16 protein-coding genes and 1 tRNA gene are annotated in these 15,239 nt (G+C 56.7%); 13 read left to right on the top strand and 4 right to left on the bottom strand.

Annotated elements, in window-relative coordinates:
* Positions 1-63: 63 nt before the first annotated feature.
* From ACR0DH_RS11585 to ACR0DH_RS11575, 3 genes are read right to left on the bottom strand one after another with little or no spacing between them, the layout of a single operon-like run.
* On the bottom strand, positions 64-1,227 hold the full coding sequence (locus ACR0DH_RS11585; RefSeq protein WP_480541375.1) for an HD domain-containing protein: 1,164 nt from the start codon (positions 1,225-1,227) through the stop codon (positions 64-66).
* Positions 1,224-1,469: a hypothetical protein gene (locus tag ACR0DH_RS11580; protein ID WP_353007675.1), complete on the bottom strand. Its 246-nt coding sequence runs from the start codon at positions 1,467-1,469 to the stop codon at positions 1,224-1,226. The genes ACR0DH_RS11585 and ACR0DH_RS11580 overlap by 4 nt, the downstream gene beginning before the upstream one ends.
* Entirely contained in the window at positions 1,469-2,122 is a 654-nt protein-coding gene (locus tag ACR0DH_RS11575) for an alpha/beta hydrolase (RefSeq protein ID WP_480549151.1), read from the bottom strand. The genes ACR0DH_RS11580 and ACR0DH_RS11575 overlap by 1 nt, the downstream gene beginning before the upstream one ends.
* Before the next feature lie 177 nt (positions 2,123-2,299).
* On the opposite strand from ACR0DH_RS11575, the gene iscR reads away from it, so the two are divergent.
* From iscR to ACR0DH_RS11530, 9 genes are all read left to right on the top strand, one after another.
* Positions 2,300-2,758: a Fe-S cluster assembly transcriptional regulator IscR gene (gene iscR, locus ACR0DH_RS11570; RefSeq protein ID WP_353007674.1), complete on the top strand. Its 459-nt coding sequence runs from the start codon at positions 2,300-2,302 to the stop codon at positions 2,756-2,758.
* A gap of 48 nt (positions 2,759-2,806) precedes the next feature.
* Positions 2,807-3,850 (top strand): cysteine desulfurase family protein, encoded by a 1,044-nt coding sequence (locus ACR0DH_RS11565; RefSeq protein ID WP_480549153.1) that lies wholly within the window; start codon positions 2,807-2,809, stop codon positions 3,848-3,850.
* A gap of 18 nt (positions 3,851-3,868) precedes the next feature.
* Entirely contained in the window at positions 3,869-5,389 is a 1,521-nt protein-coding gene (gene sufB, locus ACR0DH_RS11560) for a Fe-S cluster assembly protein SufB (RefSeq protein WP_480549155.1), read from the top strand.
* A 70-nt stretch (positions 5,390-5,459) separates the two neighbouring features.
* Positions 5,460-6,215, top strand: coding sequence for a Fe-S cluster assembly ATPase SufC (sufC, locus tag ACR0DH_RS11555; protein ID WP_480549157.1), 756 nt, complete (start codon positions 5,460-5,462; stop codon positions 6,213-6,215).
* Positions 6,215-7,495 carry a SufB/SufD family protein gene (locus ACR0DH_RS11550; RefSeq protein ID WP_480549159.1) on the top strand — a complete coding sequence of 427 codons (1,281 nt, stop codon included), beginning with the start codon at positions 6,215-6,217 and terminating at the stop codon, positions 7,493-7,495. The genes sufC and ACR0DH_RS11550 overlap by 1 nt, the downstream gene beginning before the upstream one ends.
* On the top strand, positions 7,495-7,980 hold the full coding sequence (locus tag ACR0DH_RS11545) for a YIP1 family protein (RefSeq protein WP_480549161.1): 486 nt from the start codon (positions 7,495-7,497) through the stop codon (positions 7,978-7,980). Before ACR0DH_RS11550 ends, ACR0DH_RS11545 begins: the two co-directional genes overlap by 1 nt.
* Positions 7,977-8,543 carry a YIP1 family protein gene (locus ACR0DH_RS11540; protein WP_353007668.1) on the top strand — a complete coding sequence of 189 codons (567 nt, stop codon included), beginning with the start codon at positions 7,977-7,979 and terminating at the stop codon, positions 8,541-8,543. Before ACR0DH_RS11545 ends, ACR0DH_RS11540 begins: the two co-directional genes overlap by 4 nt.
* A gap of 12 nt (positions 8,544-8,555) precedes the next feature.
* Positions 8,556-9,776: a cysteine desulfurase gene (locus tag ACR0DH_RS11535; protein ID WP_480549163.1), complete on the top strand. Its 1,221-nt coding sequence runs from the start codon at positions 8,556-8,558 to the stop codon at positions 9,774-9,776.
* A 66-nt stretch (positions 9,777-9,842) separates the two neighbouring features.
* Positions 9,843-9,919: transfer RNA gene (locus ACR0DH_RS11530), tRNA-Arg, on the top strand.
* 110 nt (positions 9,920-10,029) lie between these two features.
* On the opposite strand, the gene mepK is transcribed toward ACR0DH_RS11530, so the two are convergent.
* A complete protein-coding gene (gene mepK, locus ACR0DH_RS11525; protein WP_480549165.1) occupies positions 10,030-10,599 on the bottom strand; it encodes a peptidoglycan L,D-endopeptidase MepK in 570 nt (189 codons plus the stop codon).
* A gap of 351 nt (positions 10,600-10,950) precedes the next feature.
* Here mepK and ACR0DH_RS11520 point away from each other — a divergent pair, with 351 nt between their 5' ends.
* From ACR0DH_RS11520 to ACR0DH_RS11505, 4 genes are read left to right on the top strand one after another with little or no spacing between them, the layout of a single operon-like run.
* Complete coding sequence (locus ACR0DH_RS11520) at positions 10,951-12,558, top strand: L,D-transpeptidase family protein (protein WP_480549167.1); 1,608 nt, start codon at positions 10,951-10,953, stop codon at positions 12,556-12,558.
* A 36-nt stretch (positions 12,559-12,594) separates the two neighbouring features.
* Complete coding sequence (gene lpxD / locus ACR0DH_RS11515) at positions 12,595-13,686, top strand: UDP-3-O-(3-hydroxymyristoyl)glucosamine N-acyltransferase (protein ID WP_480549169.1); 1,092 nt, start codon at positions 12,595-12,597, stop codon at positions 13,684-13,686.
* Between the two features lie 32 nt (positions 13,687-13,718).
* Positions 13,719-13,976: an acyl carrier protein gene (locus ACR0DH_RS11510; RefSeq protein WP_170536685.1), complete on the top strand. Its 258-nt coding sequence runs from the start codon at positions 13,719-13,721 to the stop codon at positions 13,974-13,976.
* Positions 13,977-13,985: 9 nt separating this feature from the next.
* Positions 13,986-15,197, top strand: a complete 1,212-nt coding sequence (locus ACR0DH_RS11505) for a beta-ketoacyl-[acyl-carrier-protein] synthase family protein (protein ID WP_170536688.1) — start codon at positions 13,986-13,988, stop codon at positions 15,195-15,197.
* Positions 15,198-15,239 lie beyond the last annotated feature (42 nt).

Below are 15,239 nucleotides of genomic sequence, written 5' to 3'. Positions count from 1 at the left end.
TGAGCGCCGATCTGATCCGGTAAGGGGAAAAGGGGCCTTTGGGCTCCTTTTTTCCGTTATGTGTCAGGCGTCCACTGTGACTTGGGTTTGGAAATACGCGGCCAATTGAGGCTGCAGCCAACGCCATAGGGCAGGCGCGCCAGTCTCAATTGCAGGCCGAACCCGCATTTCGATTTGCGCATAAGTCACGTCATAGTCGACCCACGATCCACCACCAGTTTCCAGATTGGCGATGGGCGTTTGGTAGCGGTCAACTGCTTTGGCAAATACCGCATCCGCTGTTTCAGCCGCTTCGAATTCATACCACAGATCAGAAAATTCGGCGTTCTGCGCTGCGGGCAACAAGCCGAAAAGCCGCTGTGCGGCAGCCTCTTCCTTTGCGGCCTGTGCCGTGTGATCCACGTGACCGTGAATGGGGTGATCGCCGGCGTCGATTTCTACAATGTCATGCAGCAAAAGCATACGCAGCACCCGCGCAACCGAAATATCGGTTTCGGCATGTTCCGACAGCACCCAAGCATAGAGCATGATGTGCCAGGAATGCTCGGCTGAGTTTTCGAACCTGTCCGATGTCATGAGACGTGAGGCGCGCAAAACGGTTTTCAGTTGGTCGGCCTCGGACAGGAACGGAAGCCGCGTGGTAAATGCGTTTGTGTCTGGGGTTGCCCTAGTCAACAGGGCCTTTGCGTGGCCGAAGGCCAAAGGAAACGCTTGGGCCAGATAGGCGACGCGCCCGCCGTCCATATTGTCCTTTGCAATCTCGATATGCGCGGGCTGGGGCTGATCTGCACAGAGCACCTGAAACAGGGGCTGGCAGCGATCCAGTATCTTGGCAAAGCGGGCGTCTGCCGTCTGATCGCCTTCAAATTCCTGCCAAAGCGCCTGAAACTCTTGTGCCTGATCGGGCGGCAATAGGCCAAAGAGCTGTGACGCCGCCCGTTTTTCGGCCTCCGCCACCGCCTGCCAGTCGGTATCCAGATGGATAGGATGGTCGCCTACGATGATCTCGACCAGATCATGGAGCAGCAGCATCCGGATGACCCGGTCAATCGAGACCTCAGGTGCAGCCAGAGGCGCCATAACCAACGCCCAAAGCGCCAGATGCCAGCTGTGCTCGGCCGAGTTTTCGGGGCGCGATTGATCCAGCAGAACATTGGCGCGTTCTACCGTTTTTAACCTGTCGGCCTGTTTCAGAAACGCGATTTGAGCCGACAGTCGATCCGTCATTGTTTTTCGATGGCTTTCACTTTGGAGCGGTGGGTGCTGAGGCGTTTAATGACGAAGGCGCGGGCCTTGCGTTCGGCCAGACGCACGCGAATTTCAGTCAGAAACGCCTCTTCCAGCGATTGAGAAGCCGCGCCAAGCACTTCGCCAACTTCGACAAAGAATCGATCATCGCCGGTTTCATCCATAACCTTCATCGTATCCTCGGCCAATTTGGCAGCGAGGCTTGTGATGGTGTCTGACATCAGCGCGTGGTCTCGGTCAGGCGGCGTTTCACATAGTCGCTGACATCGGTGATCAGCGTGTCCATGTGGCGATCCTGGAAGAAGTGATCGGCGCCTTCAACCTCGGTATGGGTGATGGTGATGCCTTTCTGCTCGTGCAGTTTGTTGACCAGTGATGTGGTGTCTGCCGGCGGCGCAACACGGTCGGATGAGCCGTTAATGATCAGGCCAGAAGACGGGCAGGGTGCCAGGAACGAGAAATCATACATATTGGCTGGGGGCGAGACGCTGATAAAGCCCGTGATCTCGGGTCGACGCATCAGCAGCTGCATCCCGATCCATGCGCCAAACGAGAACCCCGCCACCCAGCAGTGTTTCGAGTTATTGTTCATCGACTGCAGGTAATCCAACGCCGATGCCGCATCGCTCAATTCTCCTAAGCCCTGGTCATACTCGCCCTGGCTTCGGCCCACGCCGCGGAAGTTGAAGCGCAACACGGTAAAGCCCATGTTGTAGAATGCGTAATGCAGGTTGTAGACGACCTTATTGTTCATGGTCCCGCCGAACTGCGGGTGCGGGTGCAGGACGATGGCGATCGGAGCGTCTTTTTCCTTTTGCGGGTGGTAGCGGCCTTCCAGGCGGCCTTCGGGTCCGGGAAAAATCACCTCGGGCATGTGTGCTTTGGTCCTGTCTTTTTCTTCTTCGAGCCCGGATATACTTGACGATAATCGTCGGGCACCTTAGAACGGTTCTAATTAATAGCGGCGCGTATTGTCGCTGCCCGTCGGAGATACGCACTGGCGGCGGCGGCGTCAATGATTTCGCGTGTATCTTGCCATGAGGGAATGCCAATGAAGCTGTCGACGAAGGGCCGTTATGCCATGGTTGCGCTGGCCGACATCGCGCTGCAGCCCTCGGATCAGTTGGTCACGCTGGGTGAGATATCGGAACGACAGGACATTTCGCTGCCCTATCTTGAGCAGTTATTTGTCAAACTGCGCCGGGCTGAACTTGTAGCGTCTGTTCGAGGACCCGGCGGTGGCTATCGTCTGGCGCGGCCCGCGTCCGAAATCCGTGTCGTCGAGGTTCTGTCGGCCGTTGATGAGACAGTTGACGCCTTGTCCAAGGGCGCGGGTGCCTCTGGGGCATCTTCTGGCAGCCGCGCTCAATCCCTGACCAATCGTCTTTGGGAAAGCATGAGCGCACATGTCTATGTGTTCCTGCATCAGACCCGCTTGTCAGATGTGATCAAGAACGATCTCGCCCCATGTCCTGCTGTGCCCAGCTTATTTGCTCTTGTTGATGAATAGGGCTTCGATTCTCGGTTGCCTGTTTAGTGTCTGACAAAAGATGTATCCATGACTCGCGTCTATCTCGATCATAACGCCACTACACAATTGCGGCCCGAAGCTCGGGACGCGATGATTGCGGCGATGGAGGTCTGCGGGAACCCGTCATCGGTGCACGCCGAAGGCCGTACAGCCAAAGCGTTGATCGAACGTGCAAGGGCGCAGATCGCCGCCGCATTTGGGGCCGATGGGGCGGATATCGTATTTACCTCAGGATCGACCGAAGGCGCGGCGTTGGCGCTTGCTGGTCGAAGACTGCATGGAGCAGCAATTGAGCATGATGCCGTAAGGTCATGGATCAAAGAAGATGTTCCGGTTCACGAAACGGGTCTTGTTGATCTACCCGATCCAGCCAACGCAACGCTTCAGTTGGCCAATTCCGAAACGGGTATTGTTCAGACTCTTCCTTCGGGACTGGCCGTGACGGATGCCACACAGGCCTTTGGAAAGCTGCCGGTGGCATTTAACTGGATGGACGTTCAGATGGCGTTGATCTCAGCGCATAAACTGGGCGGGCCCAAGGGTGTTGGTGCTGTTGTCATGAAGCGCGGCACCGATCTTGCAGCCCAGATCAAAGGTGGCGGGCAAGAGATGGGACGGCGTTCAGGCACGGAAAATGTCATTGGAATAGCAGGGTTCGGGGCCGCAGCTGAAGCAGCAGCGCGCGACCTGGCCAATGGTGTTTGGGAGCAGATTGAAGAATTTAGAAATATTCTAGAAAATGCTCTTGAGGCCGGAAATAAATCACCTATTTTTGTCGGGAAAGGTCAGAAGCGCCTGCCAAACACATTGTGTTTCGCCTCACCCGGTTGGAAAGGTGAAACCCAGGTCATGCAGATGGATCTGTCGGGTTTTGCGATCAGCGCGGGCTCGGCCTGTTCCAGCGGCAAGGTGCGCGCCAGTGCTGTGCTGACGGCTATGGGCTATGACGAGGTAACAGCAGCCAGCGCAATCCGCGTTTCGCTTGGCCCTCGGACCACAAATGAAGATGTGCTGCGGTTTGCTGAAACGTGGCTGGATAAAGAGAAAAAGCATCGCGCGCGCGCCGCGTGATCTGATGGAGAGGAAGCAATGGCCGCTTTGGACCAGACCCAGGTGAAAGAAGGTGTCGATCAAGAAACCGTGGATGCGGTGCGCGAGGTCAGCACCTATAAATACGGCTGGGATACAGATATCGAGATGGAGTATGCGCCCAAAGGCGTGAACCCCGATATCGTGCGGCTCATCTCTGAAAAAAACGAAGAACCCGAATGGATGACTGAATGGCGTCTGTCGGCCTTCGAGCGTTGGACCAAGATGGATGAGCCGAAATGGGCCATGGTCAACTATCCTGAGATCGACTTTCAGGACCAGTACTACTATGCCCGTCCGAAATCGATGGAGGAAAAACCCAAGTCGCTCGATGAGGTCGATCCCAAACTGCTGGCTACCTACGAAAAGCTTGGTATCCCGCTGAAAGAACAGATGATTCTGGCGGGTGTTGAAGGCGCTGAAAACGCGCCAGCCGAGGGGCGCAAAGTTGCTGTCGACGCGGTGTTTGACTCCGTCTCGGTCGGGACAACCTTTCAGAAAGAGCTGAAGGCCGCGGGCGTCATATTTTGTTCGATCTCCGAGGCGATCAAAGAACATCCTGAGCTGGTCAAGAAATATCTTGGCACCGTGGTTCCGGTTTCGGACAACTTTTATGCCACGCTGAATTCTGCCGTGTTCTCGGACGGATCATTCGTCTACATCCCACCCGGTGTGCGCTGCCCGATGGAGTTGAGCACCTATTTCCGCATCAACGCAGAAAACACCGGTCAGTTCGAACGGACCCTGATCATCGCCGACAAAGGCAGCTATGTCAGCTACTTGGAGGGCTGTACTGCACCTCAGCGTGACACCGCGCAGTTGCACGCGGCTGTGGTCGAGATCATCGTCGAGGAAGATGCTGAGGTGAAATACTCGACCGTTCAGAACTGGTTCCCCGGTGATGAGAACGGCAAAGGCGGCATCTATAACTTCGTGACCAAGCGTGCCGATTGCCGGGGTGATCGGTCGAAGGTGATGTGGACACAGGTCGAAACTGGGTCCGCCGTGACCTGGAAATACCCGTCCTGCATCCTGCGCGGCGAGGAAAGCCAGGGTGAGTTCTATTCGATCGCGATCGCCAACAACTATCAGCAGGCCGATACCGGCACCAAGATGGTTCACCTGGGCAAGAATACCAAGTCGCGCATCGTGTCCAAGGGCATCAGCGCGGGTAAGGCACAGAACACCTATCGTGGGCTTGTCTCGATGCACCCGAAGGCCAAGGACAGCCGGAACTACACCCAATGTGACAGCTTGCTGATTGGCGACAAATGCGGCGCGCATACGGTTCCGTATATCGAGGTCAAGAACAACTCCAGCCGTGTGGAACACGAGGCGACGACATCCAAGGTGGATGACGATCAGCTGTTCTACTGCCGTCAGCGCGGCATGGACGAGGAAGAGGCTGTGGCCCTTGTGGTCAACGGGTTCTGCAAGGACGTCCTGCAGGCGCTGCCGATGGAGTTTGCGATGGAAGCCCAGCAGTTGGTGGCCATCAGCCTCGAAGGATCAGTAGGTTAATCCCGCCTTTCACAGAATTCAGAACAAATTCGGGTCTTGCGACCCCTTGCGATACGCAAAAGGACAAAACATGCTGGAAATCAAGAACCTGCAAGTACAGCTTGAAGAAGAAGACAAGCAAATCCTCAAAGGTGTGGACCTGACGGTTGAAGCTGGCAAGGTACACGCGATCATGGGGCCGAACGGCTCGGGCAAGTCGACGCTGAGCTATGTGCTGTCGGGCAAGGATGGTTACGAAGTCACCGAAGGCACTGCCACACTCGATGGCGAAGATCTTCTGGAGATGGAACCCGAAGAACGCGCCGCTGCGGGTGTGTTTTTGGCCTTCCAATACCCGGTTGAGATTCCGGGCGTCGGCAACATGACCTTCCTGCGCACCGCCGTGAACGCCCAGCGCAAAGCGCGCGGTGAAGAGGAGCTATCTGCCGCGGACTTTCTGAAAGAGGTACGCGCCAAGGCGAAAACCCTGAAGATCGACGCCGACATGCTGAAACGTCCGGTCAATGTGGGCTTTTCAGGTGGTGAGAAAAAACGCAACGAAATCCTGCAGATGGCGATGCTGGAACCCAAGATGTGCATCATGGATGAAACCGACTCAGGCCTTGACGTGGATGCGATGAAACTGGTGGCTGAAGGTGTGAATGCGCTGCGCGATCAGGGCCGTGGTTTCCTGGTCATCACCCACTATCAGCGCCTTCTAGATCACATCAAACCCGATGTCGTGCACATCATGGCAGACGGCCGTATCGTCAAAACCGGAGGGCCCGAGCTGGCGCTTGAGGTCGAAAACAACGGCTATTCCGACATTCTTGCCGAGGTGAACTGATGGCCTTGCCCGAAGTCAAACAATCCGCAACCGAGGCGCGGCTGGCCGCGCTGACCATGCCCGATGCAGGCTGCACCCGCGCGGCCCGCGAAGATGCGCTGGCCCGTGTGTTGGAAACAGGTCTGCCGGGGCGCCGCGACGAATACTGGAAATACACACAGCCCGATACTCTGGTCGCGGCAGCGGCGCTGCCTGCGGCTGTTTTTGCAGATGATGAAGCGCTGATCTTTGATGAATTCGATAGCCTGAAGATCGTATTCATCGACGGTGTGTTCAGCGCTGAAGAGTCCGATGATCTGTCGCTGGAAGGTGTCAGCATAGACCGGCTAGAAGACATTTGCTGCAAAGATATCCACTGGGCCAAGGACCTGTATGGCGTTCTGGAAGCGCGTGGTCAGGTGCCGGTACAGCGCCCTCTGGCCGCTTTGAACACGGCTTTTGCCTCGGATGGGGTAGCCATTCATGTGACCGGTAAACCATCGAAACCGATCAACCTGATCTATCGTCATGCATCGCCGACATCGGACGCGATTCTGCATCACGTGGTCCGCGTCGAAAGCGGGGCCGAGGCGACCATCCTGGAAACGGGTCCTGCGGCCTCGCGCTTTAACAAATGCATGGAAATCGACATTGCAGATACCGGCACCCTGCATCATGTCCGTGCGCAGGGTCGTGATCACGAACGTCGCGCGGCGACGCATATGTTCACCCGGCTGGGGCAGGATTCGGTCTACAAATCCTTCACTCTGACCGTGAACGGCGTTCTGACGCGCAATGAACAGATCATCGAACTGACGGGCGATGATGCGGTCGCGCATGTGGCCGGGGCCTGTGTCGGTGATGGAGATTTCCACCATGATGACACGGTGTTCATCACCCATGATGCGGTGAGTTGCGAAAGTCGTCAGGTGTTCAAGAAGGTGCTGCGCAACGGCGCGACCGGTGTTTTTCAGGGCAAGATCCTTGTCAAGGAAGGGGCCCAGAAGACCGACGGCTATCAGATCAGCCAATCGCTGCTGCTGGATGACGACAGTCAGTTCCTCGCGAAACCCGAGCTTGAGATCTATGCCGACGATGTGGCCTGTTCGCACGGGTCGACCTCTGGCGCGATTGACGAAACCGCGCTTTTCTACCTGCGCTCGCGCGGGGTTCCAGAGAAAGACGCGACCAACATGCTGACGCTGGCGTTTCTGGCTGAAGCCGTGGACGAGGTCGAAGACAGCGCCCTGGCCGAGGCATTGGTCAGCCGGCTGGAAGGGTGGCTGGCCCGCCGTAGCTGATGCCGGTGTCATCAGATATCGTTGCCACATATCGGGGGCCGGGGCGCGTTGTGCGCCGGCTTCTGGATATGGGGCCGCGCGAAGACCGGGCGCTGATCTTCGTCATGGCCTTCTGCATTGTCGCCTTCATCGCGCAGATGCCCAGCCTTGCGCGCCGTGCCCATATTGAAGGTGTCGAACTGAATATGCTTCTGGGCGGGGCCTTGATGGGCTCTGTCTTTATTCTGCCACTGTGTTTCTACACGATTGCGCTGTTGTCGCATTGGGCGGCGCGCATGATGGGCGGCAATGGCACGCCCTATGGCGCGCGGTTGGCGTTATTCTGGGCATTGCTATCTTCGGCTCCGCTGGTGTTGCTGAATGGCTTAGTCGCCGGATTCATCGGTCCAGGCCCGGCTTTGACCTTGGTTGGGCTGATTTGGGTTGCTGTCTTTTTCTGGTTCTGGTTATCCGGGTTAAGGCAAGTGCAAAGGTCAGCAGAATGAATGTTCCTCATCTGGGTCAACTGGCGGTTCTGACAATCAGGAAACCCGCCGAAGCGGCAAAACAGCTATTGGTTCTGAAACCGGGGCGAGAAGTTCTTTGGCTGACTTTCTTTCTGGCGGTTGTCCTCAACTGCCTGATCCAGCTGGGTATTGATCTGTCCGTTCCCGTGGGCGACGGCGAAACCGGCCCGGTGATCGATAGCGTACCTTTGGTTCTGATCCGATCGGCCGGCGCGATGATGTTGAGCATCTTGGCGTTTTTGTTCGTTGGCCGCCTGCTGGGGGGTACAGCTACATTTGACGACATGATGATCCTGACGATCTGGCTGCAATACCTTCAGATCGCCGCCCTGATGGGGACACTGATCCTGAGCCTGACCGTTCCGGTCTTCATGGCACTGTTGTTGTTCGCCACAGCAATACTGAGCCTCTATATCACACTGCATTTCCTGAACGAGGCGCATCAGTTCGGCTCGCTCTGGAAATCCTTTGCCGTCGTGCTGCTGTCCGCTTTGGTTGCGGTTCCCTTCGTCCTGATGTTCGCCCCTGCGGCACCCGTCTAGAAAGATCACCTCATGTATGATGTGCAAAAAATCCGATCTGACTTTCCGATCCTGTCGCGCGAGGTGAATGGAAAGCCACTGACCTATCTGGACAATGGGGCCTCGGCGCAGAAACCGCAGGTTGTGATTGACGCGGTGACGCAGGCCTATTCACATGAGTATTCGAACGTGCATCGCGGGCTGCATTACCTGTCGAATCTGGCGACCGAGAACTATGAAAACGTGCGCGGCACCATCGCACGGTTTCTGGGTGTCGCCAATGAGGATGAAATCGTTCTGAACTCGGGCACCACCGAGGGGATTAACCTGGTGGCTTATGGCTGGGCCATGCCCCGGCTTGAGGCTGGGGATGAGATTGTCCTGAGCGTGATGGAGCATCACGCGAATATCGTGCCCTGGCATTTCCTGCGTGAACGGCAGGGCGTTGTTCTGAAATGGGTTGATGTCGATACTGATGGCGGGCTGGACCCTCAAGCGGTGCTCGATGCGATTGGACCAAAGACCAAACTGGTTGCGATCACGCATTGTTCGAACGTTTTGGGCACGGTGGTGGATGTCAAAGCGATCACCGAAGGCGCCCATGCCAAAGGTGTTCCGGTGCTGGTGGATGGCAGCCAGAGCGCGGTTCATATGCAGGTCAATATTGATGAGATCGGTTGTGATTTCTATGCTATCACCGGCCACAAGCTGTACGGTCCGTCAGGATCGGGCGCGATTTTCATCAAATCCGACCGCATGGCCGAGATGCGCCCCTTCATCGGCGGCGGTGACATGATCAAAGAGGTCAGCAAAGATCAGGTCATCTACAATGATCCGCCCATGAAATTCGAGGCTGGAACCCCTGGTATCGTGCAAACCATCGGTCTGGGTGCAGCGTTGGAGTATATGATGGATCTGGGGGTGGAGAACATCGCCACCCACGAAGCCAACTTACGCGATTACGCCATGCAGCGTTTGAACGGGTTGAACTGGCTACAGGTTCAGGGAACGCGTCCGGAAAAGGCTGCGATCTTCAGCTTTACGCTGGACGGGGCAGGGCATGCGCATGACGTCTCGACCATCCTTGACAAAAAAGGCGTTGCTGTGCGCGCCGGTCATCACTGCGCGGGTCCGCTGATGGATCATCTGGGTGTAACGGCAACCTGTCGGGCGAGCTTTGGCCTCTATAACACCACCGATGAAGTCGATACTCTGATCGAAGCACTTGAACTGGCGCATGATTTGTTTGCCTGAAACGATCCCCGGGGACAAAGATTTCCAGTTGCACCCGGACCGGATCAGCGTTAGCTAACGGCCAAGGCACCTGTAGCTCAGCTGGATAGAGCGCTGCCCTCCGAAGGCAGAGGCCAGAGGTTCGAATCCTCTCAGGTGCGCCATATTTCATTGAGATTTAGGCAGCGGGTTAATCCGCCCGAAAGTTTTGGCAAAACAAAACCCCCGTCAGACGATCTGCGGGGGTTCGGGACGTTTGGGTTTGGCAGGTAGACTAACCGCGCCAGGTTCGAACGACACCACAATCCATGTGTACGAAGTTCGACCGGTAGTATTGCCCTACGCCACCAGCGCGGCAGGACATCGCGGCCTTGGCCATTTGCGATACCGAACGGGACGACAGGCGCAAATCGGCGGCCTGGCCTTGCATGTGCAACGAATTCCGGGCCACACGACGGGATTTTGAGCGCAGCATTGCGTTGGTTTGAGGGGAGCGGTAACCCGATAAAAGCATATAGGGCTCGTCTGCATCCAGAAGATTGTGTGAAGCCGCCATGATGTCGATGGTACGCAGGTCCATGCTTTTGGATTGATCGGTGCGCCAGTCGCGCATGAAGTGGTTCACTTCTTTGACAGCATCCTTGATGTATTTGCCGTCAACCCAATATATCATGTCGATCCGTTCGCCTGTGCGACCGGAATACATGCGAATGCGACGAACATCGCCACCACCGCGAAGAAATCCTGCTGCATTGGAATAGGTCGGTGCGGCTACGACCGCCGTTGCCGCGAATGCGCCCAATAGGGCACGCCGGGTCAAGCCCGATGTACTGCTCTTGGTCATTTCAGTTTCGTCCCGTACTGTATCCTGCCTGCGAACGATGTTACGTCCGCTGTCTTAATATTTCCCATCCCAGATGGCGAATTTATGGCACAAACAGATTCGAGGGCCAAGTTTTGTTTGATTTTCAGCAGAACAAGGGGGAATTTTCGGCAGTTTTTCGCGCAACTGAGATTTTTCGCATATTTTTCGCACGACTGAGGGGTTTTGGCATCGCCGCGATGCAATCGCGCATCAGCCGCAAAAGAAGACCAAGGATAAGGTATTTGTGAATAGACAACGACCTGTTCCCAAAATCATATTGGTTCGGCACATTCCCATCTGTGCAAGCTATTGAATAACCAAGGGCATCCCATGTTCTCTGTATTTCGGACCAGTACCAGTATCCTTTTGACAACCTGTTTCGCAGCAACGGCTGCGATGGCCAATACCGCCTCTGACGCGATGCAGGGGACTGCGTTTCAAATGGCAGTGGCTGAACATATGCCAACGTCAGACGATGTCGCGGTATTTTACCGGTCCAACGGCTATGCGCCGGTTTGGGTGGGTCCTTCGCAAGATCATGCCGATCGTCGCGCCGCTTTGATTGAAGCTTTGTCAAGCAGCCATATGCATGGGTTGCCATCCGCGAGCTATGATGTTGACGCTCTGATGGACCAGATGCGCACGGCACGTTCGGTGCGGGATCTTGGCGCGCTTGAAGCTGAATTAACCACCCTGTTTCTGGACTATGCCGACGATCTTTATGCCGGGGCACTGCGCCCGGCCAGCATTGATGACGGACTTGTTCGTAAGGTCGAGCGCCGCAGCCCCGAAGCGCATTTGCGACAGTTAAACGCCCAAGGGGCTGACTATTTTAATCAGCTTGCACCCCAAACGCGTCAATACCGGTCATTGATGAAACAGAAACTGGCGTTGGAAGCTCTGCTGGATCAGGGCGGTTGGGGGCCAACTGTTCCCGTGACCAAGCTGGAATTCGGCGACACGGGTGCCACAGTGGTCAAACTGCGCAACCGCTTGGTGACGATGGGGTATCTGAAGCCAACCGCGAGCCCGAGCTATGACGACGCCATGCTTGCTGCCGTTCGCGCGTTCCAGATCGATCATGGGTTGGAACCCGACGGGGTTGCCGGAAAGGGTACCATCTCCGAGATCAACCGCCCGGTATCAGACCGGCTAAAAGCCGTTCATGTCGCGCTTGAACGTGAGCGGTGGTTGCCACGCGAACGCGGTGAGCGTCATATTCTTGTCAATCAGGCCGATTTCTCAGCCAAGATCGTGGATGACGGGCAGGTGACGTTCGAAACCCGCGCCGTGATCGGCAAAAACGTACATGATCGCCGCAGCCCCGAGTTCTCGGACGAGATGGAGCATATGGTGATCAACCCCAGCTGGTATGTGCCACGCTCGATCATCACCAAGGAATATCTGCCCAAGCTGCAATCAAACCCGAATGCTGTCGGGCATATCCAGATCACAGATCGCAGTGGCCGTCAGGTCAACCGTGGGGCCGTGGATTTCACGCAATTCACGGCACGCAACTTCCCGTTTGCGATGCGGCAACCCCCGAGCAAGAGCAACGCTTTGGGGCTGGTGAAGTTCATGTTCCCCAACAAGTACAACATCTATCTGCATGATACGCCTCAGAAATCCCTGTTCGCGCGTGAAGTGCGGGCGTTCTCACACGGGTGTATCCGACTGGCGCAACCTTTCGAGTTCGCCTATGCGCTGCTGGCTATACAGGAGGAAGACCCAAAGGCGTTCTTCCACCGTGTGCTGAACAGCGGCAAAGAGACGAAAGTGGACCTGGATCAGAAAGTTCCAGTGCATCTGATCTACCGCACGGCTTATGTTGGCCCGAAAGGTGAGGTTCAGTATCGCCGTGACGTCTATAACCGTGATGTCAAGATTTGGGCGGCGCTGCAAAAGGCAGGGGTGGTCCTGCCGGACGTTCAGGGATAAGCACAGGGGCAAATCCTGCCAAAGGGAACGCCCGTCATGCAATATACCATCCAGCAAATCGCCGACAGCCTTGGTGCGAAGTGTCAGGGCGACACCGGCTTGACGATCGACAGAGCGGCCGAACCGGGCGATGCCGGACCCACGGATCTGGCTATGGCAATGTCCCCGAAATATGCCGACGCTCTGACCGGTGGTATGGCGCGCGCGGCGGTGCTCTGGGAAGGCGCAGATTGGCAGGCAATGGGATTGCAGGCTGCAATCTTTGTAAAACGTCCGCGTATGGCCATGGCTGGGATCACATCGATGCTGGATCGCGGGCAGGGGGTTGAACCCGGCATTCATCCATCTGCGGTGATCGATCCAACGGCCGAGATTGGCGCGGATGTTTCAATCGGGCCTTTGACAGTTGTAGGCGCCCGCGCTCGGATCGGTGCAGGCTCAGTCATTGGCGCTCATTGCACGATTGGGATCGACGCCGTTCTTGGCGAACAGGCACTGCTGCGCGAAATGGTCAGCATCGGTGCCCGCGCCCAAATCGGAGATCGTTTTATCGCCCAACCGGGTGCTCGGATTGGCGGCGACGGGTTCAGCTTTGTCACACCTGAGGTGTCGGGCGCTGAAAACGCACGCAAAACCATGGGCGATCAGGGCGAGGCCAAAGCGCAAAGCTGGCTGCGGATTCACTCTTTGGGCGCGGTTGAGATCGGTGATGATGTCGAGGTCGGCTCGAACTGTACCGTGGACAATGGCACAATCAGAAACACGCGCATCGGTGACGGATCGAAACTGGATAACCTTGTGCATGTGGGTCACAACACGCGCGTGGGGCAGGATTGCCTGTTATGTGGGCAAACCGGCGTCTCGGGCTCGGTCGAGATTGGCAATAACGTGGTGCTGGGCGGCCAGACCGGGGTTGTCGACAATATCTTCATCGGCGACGGCGTGATCTCGGGGGGCGGCACGAAAATTCTGTCGAATGTGCCTGCGGGGCGCGTCATCATGGGCTATCCGGGCATCAAGATGGACACCCATACCGAGATCTACAAAGCACAACGCCGTTTGCCGCGCTTGGCACGCGACGTCGAGGCACTCAAAAAGGCTGTTTCCAAACAGGCCCCGAGTGATTAAATCATCCTCAGATTGATAATCAGGGGATCGACATGAGCATCAGCGACCGCGTCATCGCAATCATTGCAGAGCAGGCCGTGCTGGAGCCATCGGATGTGACGCCCGACAGCACGTTGGAGGATCTGGGCATCGACAGCCTGGGTCTGGTCGAAAGCATCTTTGCCATCGAAGAAGAGTTCGATATTTCGGTGCCCTTCAATGCCAATGAGCCCGAAGCGAATGATTTCGACATCTCGAACGTGGCCGCAATCATTGCGGGCATCGAAAAGCTTGTATCGGAAAAGGTCTGACCCGGAACAATGAAACGGGTCGTCATTACCGGGGCAGGTACTATCAATTCGCTGGGCCATTCAGTGCCCGACACGCTGGAAGCCATGCGCGAGGGGCGTTGCGGGATCTCTGAGCTGGAGTTTCGCGACGTGGATCGCCTGGCCATCAAGATCGGCGGGCAGGTGCGCGGGTTCGAGGCCGAAGGGCGCTTTAACCGCCAACAGATGTCTCTGTATGACCGATTTACACAATTCACTCTGACCGCCGCGAAAGAGGCCATCGACCAATCGGGGATCGAATTCCATGGTGAATTGGCGGCCCGGTCTGGCGTGGTTCTGGGTACGGCTGGGGGTGGCGTCTCGACCTGGGATGACAATTACCGGTCGGTCTACGAAGACGGCAAGAACCGCGTGCACCCCTTTGTTGTGCCCAAGCTGATGAACAATGCCGCGGCCAGCCACGTGTCGATGGAACACAACCTTAAGGGCCCAAGCTTTACCGTTTCGACCGCCTGCGCGTCATCGAACCATGCGATGGCGCAGGCCTTTCAGATGGTGCGTAGCGGAGCAGCGCCTGCCATGGTCACCGGTGGGTCCGAATCCATGCTGTGTTTCGGCGGCGTGAAAGCCTGGGAAGGGCTGCGGGTCATGTCCAAGGATGCCTGTCGCCCCTTCAGCGCCAACCGCAACGGAATGGTGCAGGGTGAAGGCGCTGGCATTTTTGTATTCGAGGAATACGACCATGCCCGCGCACGTGGCGCCGACATCCTGTGCGAGGTCGTGGGTTTTGCCATGTCATCTGATGCATCCGATATCGTCATGCCCAGCAAACAGGGCGCATCCCGCGCGATGGCGGGGGCCTTGGCGGATGCGAAACTGAACGCCAGCGACGTATGCTATATCAACGCGCATGGCACTGGGACGGCTGCGAATGACAAAACCGAATGCGCGGCCGTTGCCGATGTGTTTGGGCCGCATGCGGATGATCTGATGATCTCATCCACGAAATCCATGCACGGCCACTTGATCGGCGGCACTGGAGCGGTCGAGCTGTTGGCATGTATCATGGCACTGCGGGACGGAGTCATCGCGCCGACGATCAGCTATGAAGAACCTGATCCGGAATGCGCGCTGGATGTGGTACCAAACGAAGCGCGCGAGGCCAAGGTTGAGGTCGCGCTCAGCAATGCTTTTGCCTTTGGAGGCTTGAACGCTGTGCTTGCGTTGAAAAAGCTGCAGTGAATCAGCATCGCCGCAGTTGATGCACTGCGGCGATGGACGTAT

The sequence above is a fragment of the Ruegeria sp. I1 genome (genome assembly GCF_056532675.1).
This window is presented reverse-complemented; position numbering and strand designations above follow the sequence as displayed.